The organism is Hydrogenophaga intermedia (assembly GCF_023715105.1).
GTDB classification, from domain to species: domain Bacteria; phylum Pseudomonadota; class Gammaproteobacteria; order Burkholderiales; family Burkholderiaceae_C; genus Hydrogenophaga; species Hydrogenophaga intermedia_A.
Genome location: NZ_JAMBNO010000001.1, coordinates 14,066 through 33,416 on the forward strand (window position 1 = coordinate 14,066; position 19,351 = coordinate 33,416).

Annotated in this window: 13 protein-coding genes; 4 read left to right on the top strand and 9 right to left on the bottom strand. The window is 67.3% G+C overall.

What is annotated here, in order from left to right:
- Nucleotides 1–144 precede the first annotated feature (144 nt).
- The 4 genes from M3149_RS00080 to M3149_RS00095 all read left to right on the top strand — a co-directional run bounded on the left by M3149_RS00080 (nucleotide 145) and on the right by M3149_RS00095 (nucleotide 7,589).
- Nucleotides 145–651 carry a TRAP transporter small permease gene (locus tag M3149_RS00080; RefSeq protein ID WP_251707302.1) on the top strand — a complete coding sequence of 169 codons (507 nt, stop codon included), beginning with the start codon at nucleotides 145–147 and terminating at the stop codon, nucleotides 649–651.
- A 31-nt stretch (nucleotides 652–682) separates the two neighbouring features.
- Nucleotides 683–1,981, top strand: coding sequence for a TRAP transporter large permease (locus tag M3149_RS00085; RefSeq protein ID WP_251707303.1), 1,299 nt, complete (start codon nucleotides 683–685; stop codon nucleotides 1,979–1,981).
- Nucleotides 1,982–2,084: 103 nt separating this feature from the next.
- Complete coding sequence (locus tag M3149_RS00090; RefSeq protein WP_251707304.1) at nucleotides 2,085–5,675, top strand: hydantoinase B/oxoprolinase family protein; 3,591 nt, start codon at nucleotides 2,085–2,087, stop codon at nucleotides 5,673–5,675.
- 102 nt (nucleotides 5,676–5,777) lie between these two features.
- On the top strand, nucleotides 5,778–7,589 hold the full coding sequence (locus M3149_RS00095; protein WP_251707305.1) for a hypothetical protein: 1,812 nt from the start codon (nucleotides 5,778–5,780) through the stop codon (nucleotides 7,587–7,589).
- A gap of 18 nt (nucleotides 7,590–7,607) precedes the next feature.
- On the opposite strand, the gene lapB is transcribed toward M3149_RS00095, so the two are convergent.
- The 9 genes from lapB to gyrA all read right to left on the bottom strand — a co-directional run bounded on the left by lapB (nucleotide 7,608) and on the right by gyrA (nucleotide 19,225).
- Nucleotides 7,608–8,753, bottom strand: coding sequence for a lipopolysaccharide assembly protein LapB (gene lapB / locus M3149_RS00100; protein WP_251707306.1), 1,146 nt, complete (start codon nucleotides 8,751–8,753; stop codon nucleotides 7,608–7,610).
- Nucleotides 8,743–9,039 carry a LapA family protein gene (locus M3149_RS00105; RefSeq protein ID WP_251707307.1) on the bottom strand — a complete coding sequence of 99 codons (297 nt, stop codon included), beginning with the start codon at nucleotides 9,037–9,039 and terminating at the stop codon, nucleotides 8,743–8,745. The genes lapB and M3149_RS00105 overlap by 11 nt, the downstream gene beginning before the upstream one ends.
- Nucleotides 9,040–9,085: 46 nt before the next feature.
- On the bottom strand, nucleotides 9,086–9,406 hold the full coding sequence (locus M3149_RS00110) for an integration host factor subunit beta (RefSeq protein WP_251707308.1): 321 nt from the start codon (nucleotides 9,404–9,406) through the stop codon (nucleotides 9,086–9,088).
- Between the two features lie 94 nt (nucleotides 9,407–9,500).
- Nucleotides 9,501–11,186 carry a 30S ribosomal protein S1 gene (gene rpsA, locus M3149_RS00115; protein WP_251707309.1) on the bottom strand — a complete coding sequence of 562 codons (1,686 nt, stop codon included), beginning with the start codon at nucleotides 11,184–11,186 and terminating at the stop codon, nucleotides 9,501–9,503.
- Nucleotides 11,187–11,365: 179 nt separating this feature from the next.
- Complete coding sequence (locus tag M3149_RS00120; RefSeq protein WP_251707310.1) at nucleotides 11,366–13,492, bottom strand: bifunctional 3-phosphoshikimate 1-carboxyvinyltransferase/cytidylate kinase; 2,127 nt, start codon at nucleotides 13,490–13,492, stop codon at nucleotides 11,366–11,368.
- An 11-nt stretch (nucleotides 13,493–13,503) separates the two neighbouring features.
- Nucleotides 13,504–14,382 carry a prephenate dehydrogenase gene (locus M3149_RS00125; RefSeq protein ID WP_251707589.1) on the bottom strand — a complete coding sequence of 293 codons (879 nt, stop codon included), beginning with the start codon at nucleotides 14,380–14,382 and terminating at the stop codon, nucleotides 13,504–13,506.
- The gene (gene pheA, locus M3149_RS00130) at nucleotides 14,382–15,482 is read right to left on the bottom strand and encodes a prephenate dehydratase (protein WP_251707311.1); all 1,101 of its coding nucleotides are present in this window, start codon (nucleotides 15,480–15,482) and stop codon (nucleotides 14,382–14,384) included. The genes M3149_RS00125 and pheA overlap by 1 nt, the downstream gene beginning before the upstream one ends.
- Before the next feature lie 3 nt (nucleotides 15,483–15,485).
- On the bottom strand, nucleotides 15,486–16,577 hold the full coding sequence (gene serC, locus M3149_RS00135; protein ID WP_251707312.1) for a 3-phosphoserine/phosphohydroxythreonine transaminase: 1,092 nt from the start codon (nucleotides 16,575–16,577) through the stop codon (nucleotides 15,486–15,488).
- On the bottom strand, nucleotides 16,577–19,225 hold the full coding sequence (gene gyrA, locus M3149_RS00140) for a DNA gyrase subunit A (RefSeq protein ID WP_251707313.1): 2,649 nt from the start codon (nucleotides 19,223–19,225) through the stop codon (nucleotides 16,577–16,579). Before gyrA ends, serC begins: the two co-directional genes overlap by 1 nt.
- Between the last annotated feature and the right edge of the window lie 126 nt (nucleotides 19,226–19,351).

A 19,351-nucleotide genomic window follows, 5' to 3' on the forward strand; every position in this document is an offset into this window, starting at 1 on the left:
GCGCGCGACCCCCCTTGAAGGGGGGCGGCACCTGAGGCCCGTCCTGCGCCTGTCGAAGGGCGGTCCCTCGGTCCCCACCCGGTGGTGCATTGGCACGCCACCGTTCTTCACCCCGACATCCTCTTTCGTGTCCTGGAGCGCGCGATGGACAAGCTCGTCCTGAATTTTTTCCGGCTGCTGCTGGCCCTGGCCTGCGTCGCGATGGTGGCAGCCTTCGCGGCCGTCAGCTTGAGCGTGCTCTCGCGCCTGTTCGGTTGGGACCTGCCGGGGCTGGACGCCTACGCGGGCTACGCGATCGCCGCGGCCCTGTTCCTGGCCTTGCCTTCGACGCTGGTGCGCGGCGAGCACATCCGCGTGACGCTGGTGCTCGACCGGCTGCCACCCGTGGCGCGCCACGCGTTGGAATGGTGGTGCCTGCTCGCCGGCCTGGCGCTGTCGCTCTACATCGCCTGGTACGCAGTGCAACTGGCCTGGATCTCGCACACCACGCACGACGTGTCGCCCTCGGCCGACGCGACGCCGCTGTGGTTGCCGCAAATCGCGATGGTGCTGGGCTGCCTGGGCCTGGCGCTGGCTTTCGTGCAGGCGCTGTGGTGGCGGCTGCAAGGGCGCGAGCTGATCGCGTCCCACGCCGCCGCCCCCACCGAATGAACCCCCACGCCTGCACCCTCAAGGAATCGCCATGGAAGCCATGATCGCCCTCGTGCTCATCGTGGCCCTGTTTGCCGTGCTCGGCTCGGGGCTGTGGATCGGGCTGTCGCTCATCGCCGTGGCGGTGGTGGGCATGGAACTGTTCACCTCGCGCCCGGTGGGTGACAGCATGGCGCTCACCATGTGGGGGGCGACCTCGAGCTGGACGCTCACCGCGCTGCCCTTGTTCCTGTGGATGGGCGAGATCCTGTTCCGCAGCCGGCTCTCGGACAGCCTCTTCAAGGGCCTGGCGCCCTGGCTCAACTGGTTGCCCGGGCGGCTGCTGCACGCCAACGTGGTGGGTTGCACCATCTTCGCCGCCATCTCGGGCTCATCGGCCGCCACCTGCGCCACGGTGGGCAAGATCACCCTGCCCGAACTCAAGAAGCGCGGCTATCCCGACAACATGGCCATCGGCACGCTGGCGGGCGCGGGCACGCTGGGCCTGCTGATTCCGCCTTCGATCATCCTCATCGTCTATGGCGTGGCGGCCAACGTGTCGATCGCCAAGCTCTTCCTCGCCGGCGTCATCCCGGGTTTGATGCTCGGGCTGCTGTTCAGCGCCTACATCGTGGTGTGGTCGCTGCTGCGTCCGGGGCGCATCCCCGCGGCCGACGCCGGTACTGCACTGCGGCACAAGCTCTACGCCTCGCGCCACCTGATCCCGGTGGTGCTGCTCATCGCGCTGGTGCTGGGCGGCATCTACAGCGGCATTGCCACCGCCACCGAGGCCGCGGCGCTGGGCGTGGCCGGCTCGCTGCTGCTCTCACGGGTGGACGGCACGCTGAACTGGCAGACCTTTCGCGACGGGCTGATCGCCGGCTGCCGGGTGTACTGCATGATCGGCCTGATCCTGGCGGGGGCGGCCTTCCTCACGCTGGCGATGGGCTTCATCGGCCTGCCGCGCCAGGTGGCGGAATTCATCGGCGCGCTGCAACTGACGCCGTTTGCGCTGCTCTTGCTGCTCACCGTGTTCTTCATCGCGCTGGGCTGCTTCCTCGACGGCATCTCGATGGTGGTGCTCACCATCGCCGTGCTGTTGCCCACGGTGCAGGCGGCTGGCTTCGACCTGATCTGGTTCGGCATCTTCATCGTGCTGGTGGTCGAAATGGCGCAGATCACGCCGCCCGTGGGCTTCAACCTGTTCGTGCTCAAGGGCCTCACGCAGCGCGAGGTGACCTGGATCGCGCGCGCCACCCTGCCGCTGTTCGTGCTGATGATGGCCGCCGTGCTGCTGACCTACGTGGTGCCCGGCGTGGCACTTTGGCTGCCTTCGCAGATGCAGGGTTGACCCGCAGGTCCGAACGAATCGCTACGATCCCCGCACCGGCTGCCCCACGGGGTGGCCGAACCCCTCACAACGTTCTCTTGGCGGCGCACGCGCCGGACCGACCATGACCACCTCTCAAGACACCCGCTGGCAGTTCTGGATCGACCGCGGCGGCACCTTCACCGACATCGTGGCCAAGCGCCCGGACGGTTCGCTCACCACGCACAAGCTGCTGTCGGAAAACCCCGAGCAATACCGCGACGCCGCGGTGGCCGGCATCCGCCACCTGTTGGGCTTGAAGCCCGGCGAAGCGGTCACCCCCGCACAGGTGGCCTGCGTGAAGATGGGCACCACGGTGGCCACCAACGCGCTGCTGGAGCGCAAGGGCGAGCCCACCCTGCTGGTCACGACGCGCGGCTTTCGCGACGCGCTGCGCATTGCCTACCAGAACCGCCCGCGCCTGTTCGACCGGCACATCGTGCTGCCCGAGTTGCTCTACAGCCGCGTGATCGAGGCCGAAGAGCGCGTCGACGCCCAGGGCGATGTGCTGCAGGCGCTGGACGAAGCGCACCTGCGCGAGCGCCTGTGGGCCGCGTTCGACGCCGGCCTGCGCAGCGTGGCCATCGTCTTCATGCACGGCTACCGCTTCACCGCGCACGAGGCCGCGGCCGCCCGGCTGGCTAAGGAGATCGGCTTCACGCAGATCAGCACCTCGCACGAGACCAGCCCGATGATGAAGTTCGTGAGCCGGGGTGACACGACCGTGGTCGATGCTTACCTCTCTCCCATCCTGCGCCGCTACGTGGAGCAGGTGGCCAGCGAGATGCCGGGTGTGCCGTTGTTCTTCATGCAGAGCAGCGGCGGCCTGACCGACGCGCACCGCTTTCAGGGCAAGGACGCGATCCTCTCCGGCCCGGCGGGCGGCATCGTGGGCATGGCACGGACAGCGACATTGGCCGGACACGACAAGGTGATTGGTTTCGACATGGGTGGCACCTCCACCGACGTGTCGCACTACGCGGGCGCCTTCGAGCGCGAGTTCGAGACGCAGGTGGCCGGCGTGCGCATGCGCGCGCCCATGATGAGCATCCACACCGTGGCGGCCGGCGGCGGCTCCATCCTGAGCTTCGACGGTTCGCGCTTTCGCGTCGGCCCTGAGAGCGCGGGCGCCAACCCCGGGCCCGCGAGCTATCGCCGCGGCGGCCCGCTGGCCGTGACCGACGCCAACGTGATGCTGGGCAAGATCCAGCCGGCGCATTTCCCCAAGGTGTTCGGCCCGAACGCGAACGAGGCGCTGAGTGCCGAGGCCGTGCGCGCGAAGTTCGGTGAGCTCGCGCAACAGACCGGGCGCAGCGCCGAGGACGTGGCCGAGGGCTTCATCCGCATCGCGGTGCAGCAGATGGCCAACGCGATCAAGAAGATCTCGGTGGCGCGAGGCTACGACGTGACGCGCTACACCCTGCAGTGCTTCGGCGGCGCCGGGGGCCAGCACGCCTGCCTGGTGGCCGACGCCCTGGGCATGAACCGTGTGTTCGTGCACCCGCTGGCGGGCGTGCTCAGCGCCTACGGCATGGGCCTGGCGGACCAGAACGTGATCAAGGAGCAGGCGGTGGAGCGGGTGCTGGCGGCCGACGCGCTCGGTGACGTTGGCGAGCAACTGGACGCGCTGGCCAAGGCTGCTGCGGACGAGTTGCGTTCGCAGCAGGCGAGCGCGGGTGAGGTGCAGGTGCACCGCCGCGTACACGTGCGCTACGAGGGCAGTGACGCCGCGCTGATCGTGCCCTTCGGCGATCTCGCCGCGATCGAATCGGCCTTCGAGACCGCTTACCGCCAGCGCTTTGCCTTCCTGATGCCCGGCAAGCGGCTGATCGCGGAAGCCGTGTCGGTGGAGGCGGTGGTGGCAGGCGACGCGCCCGCCGAGCCGCGCCACGCGCTGCACGAGCCGCGCGAGGTGCCGCGCCGCGACACGGTGAAGGTATACGCCGAGGGCCAGTGGCTCAACGCCGCGCTCGTGGTGCGCGAGGACCTGCAGCCGGGCGACGTGATCCCGGGGCCGGCCATCATTGCCGAGAAGAACGCCACCACGGTGGTGGAGCCGGGCTGGGAGGCGCAGCTCACCGCGCTGGACCACCTCGTGCTGGAACGGCGCGTGCCGCGCGCCACGCGCCACGCGGTGGGCACCACGGTCGACCCGGTGCTGCTGGAGGTGTTCAACAACCTGTTCATGAACATCGCCGAGCAGATGGGTCTGCAACTGCAGAACACCGCCTACTCGGTGAATATCAAGGAGCGGCTCGATTTCTCGTGCGCGCTGTTCGACGCCGAAGGCAACCTGATCGCCAACGCGCCGCACATGCCGGTGCACCTGGGCTCGATGGGCGAGAGCATCAAGACCGTGATCCGCAAGAACGCGGGCCGCATGCAGCGCGGTGATGTGTACGTCCTCAACGACCCGTACCACGGTGGCACCCACCTGCCCGATGTGACCGTGATCACGCCGGTGTATATCGGCGACGCGGCGCAACCCACCTTCTACGTCGGCTCGCGCGGCCACCACGCCGACATCGGCGGCACCACGCCGGGCTCCATGCCACCGTTCTCCACGCGCATCGAGGAAGAGGGCGTGCAGATCGACAACGTGAAGCTGGTCGAAGGCGGGCGCCTGCGCGAGGCCGAGATGATCGCGTTGCTGCAGAGCGGCCAGCACCCGTCGAGGAACCCACAGCAGAACATGGCCGACCTGAAGGCGCAGATCGCCGCCAACGAGAAGGGCGTGCAGGAACTGCGCAAGATGGTCGAGCAGTTCGGCCTGGATGTCGTTCAGGCCTACATGCGCCACGTGCAGGACAACGCCGAGGAGTCGGTGCGCCGTGTGATCACGCGCCTGAAGGACGGCGCCTTCACCCTGCCGCTGGACAACGGCGCGAAGATTGCGGTGACGGTGCGCGTGAATGCCGCCGAGCGCAGCGCGCAGATCGACTTCACCGGCACCAGCCCGCAGCAAACCAACAACTTCAACGCACCCACCGCGGTGTGCATGGCCGCGGTCCTCTACGTATTCCGCACCCTGGTGGACGACGACATTCCGCTCAACGCGGGCTGCCTCAAGCCCCTGCAGGTGATCATTCCACCCGGCTGCATGCTCAACCCCAACCCGCCGGCCTCGGTGGTGGCGGGCAACGTGGAGACGTCCACCTGCATCACCAACGCGTTGTACGGCGCGCTCGGCGTGATGGCGGGCGGCCAGCCGACGATGAACAACTTCACCTTCGGCAACGCGCGCCACCAGTACTACGAGACGATCTCAGGCGGCTCCGGCGCAGGCGAGGGCTTCGACGGCACGTCGGTGGTGCAGACGCACATGACCAACTCGCGCCTGACCGACCCCGAGGTGCTGGAGTTCCGCTTCCCGGTGCGGCTGGAGAGTTACGAGATCCGCAAAGGCTCGGGCGGGGCCGGCCGCTGGCGCGGGGGCGATGGCGGCGTGCGGCGTGTGCGCTTTCTGGAGCCGATGACGGCGAGCATCCTTTCCAACGGCCGCGTGCACCCAGCCTTCGGCATGGCTGGCGGATCACCCGGTGCGCCGGGCATCAACCGCGTGGTGCGTGCCGATGGCCATACCGAGGACCTGAAACACATCGGCCAGGCGGAGATGGCGGTGGGTGACGTGTTCGAGATCCACACGCCGGGGGGTGGCGGGTTCGGCGTGCCCTGACGTGATACCAGCGTGAGCCCGGTGCGGGAACCCGGGCCTGCCCGCCGGTACACAAGGCGTGGCCCGTTCTGTCACGGGCTTCTACCCACCACCGGCAGCCGCATGCATTCACGAACCCTGGTCCGCACCACCTCCGCCCCATCCCTGCTTGTTGTTCCCAGATCGGGCGGACAGGCTGCGATCCAGGTGTCGCCACAACAGCAGGCTCACGAAACACTGCTGCGCGAACTGGCCACCTGGCGCGGCGGCGAAGACTTCACCCCTGCGGACGACGTGCTGTGGCAAGCCCTCCTGGACCATGCCGAGCATGGGGACGTTGCACTCGATCTGAGGGAGTGCGGCACCAAGGTGTTGAACCGCGCGCCTGAGAAGGTGATGCAGGCGTTTGCTGCCTTCACGGCCTCGCGCCAACCGCCACTGGCCCGCATGCGGTTCCCGTCTGGCTTGTCCTGCCTGCCGCCGTGGATCCGGCACTTTCAGCAGCTTGAGGTCGTGTGCACACCGCATGTCCGCGGCAGGAGGCTGGACATGAGCATGCTGCCCCACCTGAAGCGGGTGGAGCTTGAAAAGATTCGCTGGCCCGGCGTCAGGGTGCAGGTGCCGAATCACGCGGTGGTGATCGATCACGAGTGCGACAAGGATTTGCACGTGGCCGAACAGGTGACGCCGTCGGGTGAATGCCATGTGAAGCTTCGCTGGCACAACTTCAATCTCGCCACCACCATCGCGGGCACCCAGCAGAAGATTGCGTGCCGGCACATTGCCCTCACGACCCTGGTGCATTGGGCGCGCCTGGATTGGGCGCATGCCACTGTCGATCACATGGACCCGGCCGCTCTCGTCTGGATACAGAGCGAGGCGCAGCTCAGCGCCAGCGTGAGCAGCAAGGCCGAGGACGTGTACTGCGCGCTGGCCTTGCGCCCGGCAAAGGCGTTCATCGTCGGATTCGACAAGTGGGCGGATTTCCTGGAAGTGCCCAGGGAGCGCCTGCTGGCTCAGGGTTCGCCCGTTTTCGCCCTCCTGCACACGACGACCCACGTCATGCCGGTGGCCTTTGTCCTGGCCCCGGACAAATCGATGTCGATCATCGCACTCGACCCGAACTTCTCGCAGGAACCCACTATCTGCACAAAAGGCGAAAACCTGGCCACGCTGTTTCCCCGATTCCATGAGTGCCGGGGGAGCTACTTCGCACGCAACGGCGAATGGGCGGACGCCACCGCCTACGTCAAGATCACCCTTATCGACGATCCGGCAAGACCGCAAGGTTCCACGACGGCCAAGTACGGCAACGTGAGCTCAACCTTCGCGGGCTTGCCGCGGAACTGGCACAAGGAACTGGTGCGGGAGTTCATCGTGACCGGGACCAGTGAAGGGCTGGACATGCTGACCACCCAGATTGAACTGGGGGTTGAGCTGCCCAAGGATGTGCTCGACGCGCTCGTCGCAGGGCGCGATGATGCCATCAGTCTGCCCTTGATGCATGCAGCCGCAGAGGCTGGGCAAAAGCACGTCATGACCGCTTGGGGCCGTTGCCTGGCTGCAGCTTTCCACCACGGACTGATCTCGTCAGAGGACGTGCTTTACGCGTTGAACCTGCAGCGAATGAACGCGAAGACCCTGCTGTCGACCGCCATCGCATCCAACCACAGCGGCTTTGTCCAGTGCTTTGCCGACGTGTTGCTTCACCTGGTTCACGCCAAGGCGATCAAGCCGGCTGACGTGTACAAGGTGTTGTCTTTGAACGGCAAGGCCGACGCGACATTCATTGATCTCGTTCGCTCACGCAAGATGGTTCGCTGCCTGCAGAAGGCCTGGGACAGGCTGCACAAGGCTGGTGCGTTGTCTGACGGTGGCTACGAGCACCTGCAGGACTCGCTGAAGCAGGTGTCCTGGAAGAAGCGCCTGCTGTGAACGCAGGGACTCGCTGCGCTAGATTTCCTCGACGCGCCGCGCCGGGTAGCTGTCCCAGGCCTGGCAGCCCGGGCATTGCCAGAAGTGCTGGCGGGCCTCGAAGCCGCAGGCTGCGCAGCGGTAGCGCTTGAGCGGGCCGCTGGCGTGGTCGAGCGCACGCAGAACACCGACTTGTGCGGCCGGGTCGGACAGCGTCTCGCCCGCCAGCCACTGGCTGGCGATCACCAGTGAGGGCTCGGCCTCCAGGTGGCGCACGAAGGTGTGGCGCGCCTCGGCAGGCTGCCCGGCCAGCCGCGCAAGCGCGTCGGTCACGTCGATGGCGGGTGAGCGTGCCTGGGCTTGGTCAAGCAGCGAACGCACGGTGTCCACGCGGCCGGTCTGCTGCGCGAGGTCGGCCATGGCGCGCGCGGCCAATGGCAAGCCCTGGGGCGCTTGTTGGGCCAATGCCAGCAGATCGTCGAGTGCGCCCGGGGCGTCGCCCTGCTGAGCGCGCAGGGCCGAGCGGGCGATCCAGCCGCGTGCCATGCCCGGCGCGCGCCGCACCACCTCGTCGAGCAGTTCACGCGTTCGCACGGCGTCGCCCTGACGGTGCGCCAGTTCGGCCTGCTCGCACTGGTAGTGCGCGATCCGGGTGGTGAAGCTGCCGTGTTCCACGGCATCCAGTTTCTCGGCGATGGCCTGTGCCTGCGACCAGTCGCGCGAGCGCTCGTAGATGCCCAGCAGGGCAAGGCGCGCCTCGCTCTCGAACCCCGTGCCTTCGAGCTTGTGCAGGGCAGACTCGGCGCGGTCCAGCAGGCCGGCTTTGAGGAAATCGAGCGCGAGCGCGTGCTGTGCGCGGTCGCGCTCCTTGCGGTTGAGGTCGGCGCGTGCGAGCAGGTGTTCGTGCACGCGCACTGCGCGGTCGTAGTCGCCGCGGCGGCGGAACAGGTTACCCAGCGCAAAGTGAAGTTCCGCGGTGTCTGGGTCGCCCTGCACGGCCTCAATGAAGGCGTCGATGGCCTGGTCCTGCTGCTCGTTGAGCAGGTGGTTGAGGCCGCGGAAATAGGCCTTGGGCGCCTGCCGACTCTCGATGCGCCACTGCCGCAGGTCCAGGCGCGACGCGGCCCAGCCCAGCGCGAACGCGACCGGCAGGCCCCAGAGCAGCCAGGTCAGATCAAAGTCCATGCCGGCGATCGATGGGTTCGGGCGGCATCACCGTGCTGTCGGCGCCGAAGGTGGTTGACAGGCCGGACCGTGCGCGGGCGCGTTTGGCACGCAGCCACAGCGGCAGCATGACGATGACGCCCAGGAACACGCCGATCAGCAGCACGACCAGCAGCACCAGCACCAGCGGTGCCTGCCAGCTGTGGCCAAAGAACAGGTGCAGCGTCACGCTGTCCTGGTTGTTCAGCGCAAAGGCGAAGAGGACAAAAAAAAGGGCTGCGTTGAGCAGCCACATCAGGTACTTCAATGCATCCCCTCTGTGGTGGGACGATTGTAGTCAGGGGGTGGGCGGTTCAGCCTTTTGCTTTGGTCTCGTTCTGCAACAGCGCCTTGGTGCGCTCGTCGACCTGCTCGCGCAGCGCCTTGCCCGGTTTGAAGTGCGGCACCCGCTTCTCCGGGATCATGACGCTCTCGCCCGAACGCGGATTGCGCCCGATGCGGGGCGAGCGCCGGTTGACGGAGAAGCTGCCGAACCCGCGAATTTCAATGCGATGGCCCTTCACCAGGGCATCGCCCATCGCGTCGAGAATGGCCTTGACGGCGTACTCCGCGTCGCGGTGGGTGAGCTGGCTGAATCGGGCGGCCAGGGCTTCGACGAGGTCGCTTCGGGTCATGTGGGTTGAGGCGTTGGCGTTGAGCTCCCGGCGCGGAGCGCGATGCGCGAGCAGGCTCGCACACCGCGCCCCGAACCGGGCGCGGAACGGACGATCAGCGGCCGTTGTTGCTGTTGTCCAGCTTGGCGCGCAGCAGGGCACCCAGGCTGGTGGTGCCGGCGGTACCCGAGTTCTGGCTCAGGCTGGCCATGGCTTCCTGCTGGTCGGCAGCGTCCTTGGCCTTGATCGAGAGCTGGATGTTGCGGGTCTTGCGGTCCACGTTGACAACCACGGCGGTGACTTCGTCACCTTCCTTGAGCACGTTGCGCGCGTCTTCCACGCGGTCACGGCTGATCTCGGAGGCGCGCAGGTAGCCCAGCACGTCTTCGCCCAGATCGATCTCGGCGCCCTTGGCGTCCACGGTCTTGACCTTGCCGGTCACGATGGAGCCCTTGTCATTCACCGACACGAAGGTGGTGAACGGGTCGCCGTCGAGCTGCTTGATGCCCAGGCTGATGCGCTCGCGCTCGACGTCGATGGCCAGCACCACGGCGTCGACTTCCTGGCCCTTCTTGTAGTTGCGCACGGCTTGTTCGCCGGGCTCGTTCCAGGACAGGTCGGACAGGTGCACCAGGCCGTCGATGCCGGCGGCCAGGCCGACGAACACGCCGAAGTCGGTGATCGACTTGATCGGGCCCTTGACGCGGTCACCGCGCTTGGTCGCTTCGGCGAACTCGTGCCAGGGGTTGGCCTTGCACTGCTTCATGCCCAGCGAGATGCGGCGCTTGTCTTCGTCGATGTCGAGCACCATGACTTCGACCTCGTCGCCCAGCGACACCAGCTTGGACGGGGCCACGTTCTTGTTGGTCCAGTCCATTTCGGAGACGTGCACCAGGCCTTCGATGCCCGGCTCGAGTTCCACGAACGCGCCGTAGTCGGCGATGTTGGTGACCTTGCCGAACATGCGGGTGCCCTGCGGGTAGCGGCGGCTCACGCCGTGCCACGGGTCGTCGCCCATCTGCTTGAGGCCAAGCGAGACGCGCTGCTTCTCGGTGTCGAACTTGAGGATCTTGGCCGTGATTTCCTGGCCGGCCTGCACCACCTCGCTGGGGTGGCGCACGCGGCGCCAGGCCATGTCGGTGATGTGCAGCAGGCCGTCGATACCGCCGAGGTCCACGAACGCACCGTATTCGGTGATGTTCTTGACCACGCCGTTGACGATGGCGCCTTCCTTGAGCGTTTCCATCAGCTTGGCGCGCTCTTCGCCCATGGAGGCTTCCACCACGGCGCGGCGGCTCAGCACCACGTTGTTGCGCTTGCGGTCGAGCTTGATGACCTTGAATTCCAGGGTCTTGTTCTCGTAGGGGGTGAGGTCCTTGGTGGGACGGCTGTCCACCAGCGAGCCCGGCAGGAAGGCGCTGATGCCGTTGACCATGACCTTCAGGCCGCCCTTGACCTTGCTTGTCGTGGTGCCGGTGACGAATTCGCCCGACTCCAGGGCCTTCTCGAGGGCCATCCACGAGGCCAGGCGCTTGGCCTTGTCGCGCGAGAGCAGGGTGTCGCCGAAGCCGTTCTCGACGGAGTCGATGGCCACGGAGACGAAGTCGCCGACCTGCACTTCGAGTTCGCCCTGGTCATTCTTGAATTCGGCCAGCGGAACGTAGGCTTCCGACTTCAGGCCGGCGTTGACCACCACGTGGTTGTGTTCGATGCGAACGACCTCTGCGGTGATGACCTCACCCGAGCGCATTTCGGCGCGCTTGAGAGACTCTTCGAAGAGGGCGGCAAAAGATTCAGACATTGGGTTTCCTGAGAACCGCCTGGCGTCGGCGCGGGTGTGCCCTCAAGGGCAGCGCGGGTGACGACGGGTGGGCGGTGTTGCTTGTGCCGTGCGGAACACGGCGGGTTGGTTGGAAGAACCTTTCGAGCTGCGGACGGGGAAAGTCCGGCGGGATCGTCAGGGCCTGGGAAAAGGCCTTCTCAGCGAACCGGGAAGGCCTGTTTGCCGTGCCACCAGTTCAACACCGTCTGCACCGATTGCTCGATGTCCAGGTCGGAGTTGTCCAGCAGCACCGCGTCATCGGCCGGTTTCAAGGGCGCATGCGCGCGGTTCATGTCGCGCGCATCGCGTGCCTTCAAATCGGCCAGAAGGTCGGCGAGTATAGCCGGGATTCCTTTTGAAATCAATTGCTTATGGCGCCGTTCGGCGCGCTGCTCGGCGCTCGCGGTGAGATACACCTTGAGCGGTGCGCCGGGGAAAACCACGGTCCCCATGTCCCGGCCATCCGCCACCAGGCCGGGCAGGTGGCGGAAGTTGAGCTGCAGGTCCATGAGGGCGACGCGCACCTGGGGCACGGCCGACACGCGCGAGGCGGCCATGCCCGCGGCCTCGGTGCGCAAGGGCTCGCTCACATCCTCACCGTCGAGCCAGGTCTTGCCCGGGGTGAAGCGCACGTCCAGGCGGGCGGCCAGCTGGCCCATGCGCTCGGCGTGGGCGGGCTCGCGCAGGTCGGCCTCGGTGGTGGACAGGCCTTCGCGTTCGGCCGCCAGGCCCACCAGGCGGTACAGCGCGCCGGAGTCGAGCAGGTGGTAGCCCAGCCGCGTGGCCAGCTCGGCCGCCAGCGTGCCCTTGCCCGAGGCGGTCGGTCCGTCGATGCAGATGACGGGGATGCGCTCGGCCGGGGTGCGGCAGACGCTGAACAGGGTTTCGAAGTAGTCGGGGAAGGTCTTGGCCACGCAGCGCGGGTCATCGATGCGCACCGGCAGGCCCGCCGGGTTGAAGGCCGCGAGCGAGAAGCACATGGCGACGCGGTGGTCGTCGTAGGTGTGGATGGTCGCCTTGCGCCATCCGTGTGCCCCCACGCTCCCCACTTCGTGTGGTTCGCTGCCCCCCGAGGGGGCTGCCCCGCCTTGGGGCGGCCCGGCGGCGGGGCGGCCGGGCGGCGTGATGCGGATGAAATCCGCGCCTTCTTCCACCGTGGCGCCGAGCTGGCGGCACTCGATGGCCATTGCGGCGATGCGGTCGGTTTCCTTCACGCGCCAGCTGGCGATGTTGCGCAGCGTGGTGGTGCCGTCGGCGTAGAGCGCCATGACGGCCAGCGTCATGGCGGCGTCGGGAATGTGGTTGCAGTCGAGGTCGATCGCCTTGAGTGGCCAGGTGCCGCGACGCACGCGCAGCGCGTTGTCCTCGCCCGTGATGTCCGCACCCATCAGGCGCGCGGCGTCGACGAAGCGGATGTCGCCCTGGATCGAGGACAGTCCCACGCCGTCGATCACGATGCCGTCGGTGCCCGGCGCGGGCGGCGCGATGGCGCCGAGCGCGATGAAATAGCTCGCCGAGGAGGCGTCGGCCTCGACGGCAATGCGCCCGGGCGAGGCGTAGCGACTGCCGCGAGGAATGGTGAAGCGCTCCCAGCCGTCGCGTTGCACGTGCACGCCGAAGCGGGCCAGCAGTTGCAGCGTGATCTCGATGTAGGGCTTGGAGATGAGCTCGGTGCTCATCTCGATCACCACGTCGTGCGCCTGCGCCACCAGCGGCAGCGCCAGCAACAGCGCGGTGAGGAACTGGCTGGAGACGTCGCCGCGCACGCGGATCGGGGCATCGAGGCGCAATGCGTGCGTGGCGCCATCGCCCAGGCGCAGCGGCGGGTAGCCTTCGTTCTGCAGGCACTGCACCGGGCAGCCGAGCTGGCGCAGCGCGTCCACCAGGTCGCCGATGGGGCGCTCGTGCATGCGGGCCACGCCCGAGAGCTCGAAGCGTGCGCCCTGCACCGTGGCCAGGAGGGCCAGGGCGGCGGTCAGCGGGCGCATGGCGGTGCCGGCGTTGCCGAGAAAGAGGCTGCCTTCGCGCACGTTCAGGCGCCCACCCAGGCCGTGCACGCGCACCGACGCAGGGCCGGTGGATTCAACGATACAGCCGAGGGCGCGCAGCGCGTCGAGCATGACGCGTGTGTCGTCGGAGTCGAGCAGGTCATCGACCTGCGTGACACCCTCGCTCAGCGCAGCCAGCAGCAGCACCCGGTTGGAGATGCTCTTGGAGCCGGGCAGGCGCACGCGGCCGCCGGCGCTGGCGAGGGAGGGCAGGTCGAGGCTGGGGATGGCGAACATGCGCGGCGGTCTCAGCCTTGGGGCTTGATGGCCGTCATACGCCAGTTGGCGCGCGCCTCGCTCGCGATGTCGATCAGCTGCTCGAGGGCGTCGGCGTCGCCGTTCTTGATGGTGGCCTCGAACTGCTGCAAGGCGCGCATGAAGTGGCGCGACTGGGTGATCAATTCCTCGCGGTTGGAGAGCAGGATGTCGCGCCAGACCGCCGCGTCGCTGGCTGCGATGCGGGTGAAATCGCGAAACCCCGGGCCGGCGAGCGAGAGGAAGTCGGCGCCTTCGGGCTGGTTCTTGATCGAGCTCATCAGGGCGAATGCCAGCAGGTGCGGCAGGTGGCTGATGGCTGCGTAGGCCGCGTCGTGTCCCTCAGGCGTCATGCGCTTGACCTGGCAACCCAGCGCACGCCACACCTGCTCGGCCTTGTCCAGGTGGGTGGGCAGGGTGCGTTCGATGGGCGTGAGGATCACCTGGCGGCCGCTGTAGAGCTCGGCATCGGCGTGTTCCACGCCAGCGAGTTCCTTGCCCGCGATGGGGTGCGCCGGCACGAACACGCCGACTTGCTCGCGCAGCACGCGCCGCGCGGCGTCGATGACTTCGCGTTTGGTGGAGCCGACATCCATGATGAGGACATCGTTGCGCACCAGATGGCGGATCGCCTTGAAGGTGGACTCGGTGGCGGCCACCGGTACGGCCAGCAGCACGATGTCGGCGCCCGAGACGGCGAGCAGTGCCGAGGGGGCTTCGACGTCGATCACCCCCAGCTGGCGGGCGCGCTCGGTGGTGGAGGGCGATTTGCTGTAGCCCACCACGCGCTTGACCAGGCCCGCGCGCTTGAGCGCCAGGGCGAAGGAGCCGCCCATGAGGCCGCAGCCAATCAGTCCCAACTGTTCAAACATCATTCGGTCACCGGATAGGCGCCCAGCACCTTGTAGTAGGCGCACAGGCGTTGAAGTTCGTCGAGCGCGGCGGCCACGTGCGGCTGCGAGGGGTGACCCGCGATGTCGATGTAGAAGTAGTACTCCCACTGGCCCGATTTGGCGGGGCGGGACTCGAAGCGCGTCATCGACACGCCGTGCTGCTTGAGCGGCACGAGCAGGTCGTGCACGGCGCCTGGGCGGTTGGGCACCGAGACCACGAGGCTGGTGCAGTCGCGCCCACTGGCAGGCGGCATGGCCAGCGTTTGCGGCAGGCAGATGACGGCAAACCGCGTGCGGTTGTACGCCTCGTCCTGCACCGCATGGGCCACGATGTGCAGGCCGAACTGGGCGGCCGCGCGCTCGCTGGCGAGTGCCGCGCAGCGCGGGTCCTCGGCGGCCAGGCGCGCGCCCTCGGCGTTGCTGGAGACCGCGCGCCGCTCCGCGTTCGGCAGGTGCTGCGAGAGCCAGCCCTGGCATTGCGCCAGTGCTTGCGGATGGGCCATCACGACCTCGATGCCGTTGAGCCCGGCGTCGCGGCGCAGCAGGTTGTGGCGCACCAGCAGGCTGACTTCGCCCACCACATGCACGGGCGAGCGCAGGAACAGATCGAGCGAACGCGCGACCACGCCCTCGGTGGAGTTCTCCATGCCGACCACGCCGAATTGCGCGGTGCCGGCGGCCGTGGCGTGGAACACCTCGTCGAAGCTGCTGCAGTAGATCAGGTTGGCAGCACTGCCGAAGAATTCGATCGCGGCCTGTTCGCAGAAGGTGCCTTGCGGTCCGAGCACGGCCACGCGCTGCGGCGTCTCCAGCGCCAGGCAGGCCGACATGATCTCGCGCCAGATGGCGGCCACATGCTGGTTGAGCAGCGGGCCGGGGTTGGCGGTCTGGATCTTCTCGATCACCTGCGCGACGCGGTCGGGTCGGAAAAACGGCGAGCCTTCCTGGCGCTTGAGTTCACCCACCTGCTCAGCCACGCGGGCGCGCTGGTTGAGCAAGGCCAGCAGCTGCTGGTCGATGGTGTCGATCTGCACGCGCAGGGCGCCCAGGGCTTCGGTTTGCTGGGGTTGGACTGCCATGGGTCAGACCGCTTCTTTCTCGAATTCGCGCATGTAGTCGACCAAGGCGCGCACGCCTTCGATCGGCATGGCGTTGTAGATGCTGGCGCGCATGCCCCCCACCGATTTGTGTCCCTTGAGCTGCAGCAGGCCGCGCGCCTGCGCGCTGGCCAGGAAGGCCTCGTTGCGCGCCTCGTCCTTCAGGAAGAAGGGCACGTTCATGCGCGAGCGGCAGGCGGGGGCGACACGGTTCTCGTAGAACGCCGAGCTGTCGATGAAGTCGTAGAGCAATTGCGCCTTGGCGATGTTGCGGCGCTCCATTTCGGCGATGCCTCCCTGGCGCTGCAGCCACTGGAAGGTGAGGCCGGCGAGGTAGATGGCGTAGGTGGGCGGCGTGTTGTACATCGAGCCGTTGTCGGCCACGGTCTTGTAGTCGAACGCGCTCGGGCAGGTGGGCAGGGCGTGGCCGATGAGGTCTTCGCGGACCACCACCAGCGTAAGGCCGGCCGGGCCGAGGTTCTTCTGCGCGCCGCCAAACGCCAGACCCACGCGCGACCAGTCCACCGGACGCGAGGCCACGTGAGACGAGAAGTCGATCACCAGCGGTGCATCGCTGCCGAGGGCCTTGAGGTCGGGCAGTTCGTGGAATTCGACGCCGTGGATGGTTTCGTTGCTGCAGACGTGAACGTACTGCGCGTCGGCACCGATCTGCCAGCTGCCCGGCGCGGGCAAGGTGGTGTGCTTGGTGTCGGCGTTGCTGGCCGCGATGCGCGCCGTGGCATAACGAGCGGCCTCCTTGTGCGACTTCTGGCTCCAGCTGCCGGTGATGACGAAATCGACCGCGCCGCCGCGCGAGAGATTCAGCGGGACGATGGCGTTCTCGCCCAGGCCGCCGCCCTGCATGAACAGGATCTTGAAGTGCGCTGGAATGGCGAGCAGCGAACGCAGGTCAGCCTCGGCGCGGGTGATGATCTCGCCGAAGGCCTTGCCGCGGTGGCTCATCTCCATCACGCTCGTGCCGGTACCGTGCCAGTCGAGCATCTCGCTGGCGGCGATCTGCAGCACCTCCTCGGGCATGGCGGCCGGGCCGGCCGAGAAGTTGTAGGGGCGCGCCATCACGCCGCCGGTTCGGCGTCGCCGCCTTCGGTGCTCTCGCCGTTGTCGCCGCCCTCGGGCATGTTGGCGTCGTTTTCCACGATGCGCTGCAGGCCGGAGAGTTCGTCTCCGTCGTCCAGCGAGATCAGCGTGACGCCCTGGGTGGCGCGGCCCATCTCGCGGATCTCGGCCACGCGGGTGCGCACCAGCACGCCCTTGTCGGTGATCAGCATGATCTGGTCGTCGGGACGCACCAGCGTGGCCGCCACCACCTTGCCGTTGCGCTCGCTTTGCTGGATGGCGATCATGCCCTTGGTGCCGCGGCCATGGCGCGTGTACTCCGTGATGGAGGTGCGCTTGCCGTACCCATTGACGGTGGCGGTCAGCACGCTTTGCGTCTCGTCCTCGGCCACCAGCATGGCGATCACGCGCTGGCCGTCCTCGAGCATCATGCCGCGCACGCCGCGCGCGTTGCGGCCCATCGGGCGCACGTCGTTCTCGTCGAAGCGCACCGCCTTGCCGCCGTCGGAGAACAGCATCACGTCGTGGCGGCCGTCGGTCAGGGCGGCACCAATCAGGTAGTCGCCCTCATCGAGGTCGACCGCGATGATGCCGGCCTTGCGCGGGTTGCTGAACTCGTCGAGCGCGGTCTTCTTCACCGTGCCACCGGCCGTGCCCATGAACACATAGTGATCGGCCGGGAAGCTGCGGAACTCGCCGGTGAGCGGCAGCACGACGTTGATCTTCTCGCCCTCGGCCAGCGGGAACATGTTGACGATGGGCTTGCCCCGCGAGCCGCGCGAGCCGCTGGGCACTTCCCACACCTTGAGCCAATACAGGCGCCCGCGGTTGGAGAAGCACAGGATCCAGTCGTGCGTGTTGGCGATGAAGAGCTGGTCGATCCAGTCGTCTTCCTTGGTGGCCGTGGCCTGCTTGCCGCGCCCGCCGCGCTTTTGCGAGCGGTATTCGTTGAGCGGCTGGCTCTTGATGTAGCCCGAGTGGCTGAGCGTGACCACCATGTCGGTGGGCGTGATCAGGTCCTCGGTGCCGAGGTCCTGCGCGTTGTGCTCGATCTGGCTGCGGCGTGCGCCGAGCTTGGTCTGGCCGAACTCCTGCTTCACCGCGGTGAGTTCGTCGCCGATGATGGTCGAGACGCGCTCGGGCCGGGCCAGGATGTCCAGCAGATCGTCGATCTCGGCCATCACGTCCTTGTATTCGGCCACGATCTTGTCCTGCTCCAGCCCGGTGAGGCGCTGCAGGCGCATTTGCAGGATTTCCTGCGCCTGCGTTTCCGAGAGCCGGTACAGGCCGTCGCCCTGCATGCCGAACGCGCGGTCCAGCCCGTCGGGGCGGTAGTCGTCGGCATTCACCGTGCCGCCGTCGGCCTTGGCGCGGGTGAGCATCTCGCGCACCAGCTGGCTGTCCCAGCTGCGGGTCATCAGCTCGGCCTTGGCCACCGGCGGCGTGGGCGATTCGCGGATGATGCGGATGAACTCGTCGATGTTGGCCAGCGCCACCGCCAGGCCTTCGAGCACGTGGCCGCGCTCGCGCGCCTTGCGCAGGTTGAAGATGGTGCGGCGGGTCACCACCTCGCGGCGGTGCTCCAGGAAGACGGTGACCAGATCCTTCAGGTTGCACAGGCGGGGCTGGCCGTCCACCAGCGCCACCATGTTGATGCCGAAGGTGTCCTGCAGCTGGGTCTGCTTGTACAGGTTGTTGAGCACCACCTCGGGCACTTCGCCGCGCTTGAGCTCGATCACCAGGCGCATGCCGGATTTGTCCGATTCGTCCTGGATGTGGCTGATGCCTTCGATCTTCTTCTCGTGTACCAGCTCGGCCATGCGCTCCTGCAGCGTCTTCTTGTTGACCTGGTAGGGCAGCTCGTCAACGATGATGGCCTGGCGCTGGCCGCGATCGATGTCTTCGAAGTGGCACTTGGCGCGCATCACCACACGCCCGCGACCGGTGCGGTAGCCGTCCTTCACGCCATTGATGCCGTAGATGATGCCGGCGGTGGGGAAGTCGGGCGCCGGAATGATCTCCATCAATTCGTCGATGGAGGCCTCGGGGTTCTTGAGCAGATGCAGGCACGCGTCCACCACCTCGTTGAGGTTGTGGGGCGGGATGTTGGTGGCCATGCCCACCGCGATGCCGGCGCTGCCGTTGACCAGCAGGTTGGGCAGGCGCGTGGGCAGCACCAGCGGCTCTTTCTCGCTGCCGTCGTAGTTCGGGCCGTAGTCGACGGTTTCCTTGTCGATGTCGGCGAGCATCTCGTGCGCGATCTTGGACAGGCGGATCTCGGTGTAGCGCATGGCCGCGGCGTTGTCGCCGTCGACCGAGCCGAAGTTGCCCTGGCCATCGACCAGCATATGGCGCAGCGAGAAATCCTGCGCCATGCGCACGATCGTGTCGTACACCGCCGAGTCGCCGTGCGGGTGGTACTTACCGATTACGTCGCCGACGATACGCGCCGACTTCTTGTAGGGGCGGTTCCAGTCGTTGTTGAGTTCGTGCATGGCGAAGAGCACGCGCCGGTGCACCGGCTTGAGGCCGTCCCGGGCATCGGGCAGCGCGCGCCCGACGATCACGCTCATCGCGTAATCGAGATAGCTCCTGCGCATCTCCTCTTCCAGACTGATCGGCAGGGTTTCTTTGGCGAATGAACTCATGGTGTGACTGGGCGGTTGACCGTCTGGAATGCAGCCGAAGATTTTACGGCGCGCCCGCGATGGGCCCGGAAGGCGTCATTTGTTGTTCATCGACAACGGATGGGCGCCGAGCCTTGTAGGCGAACG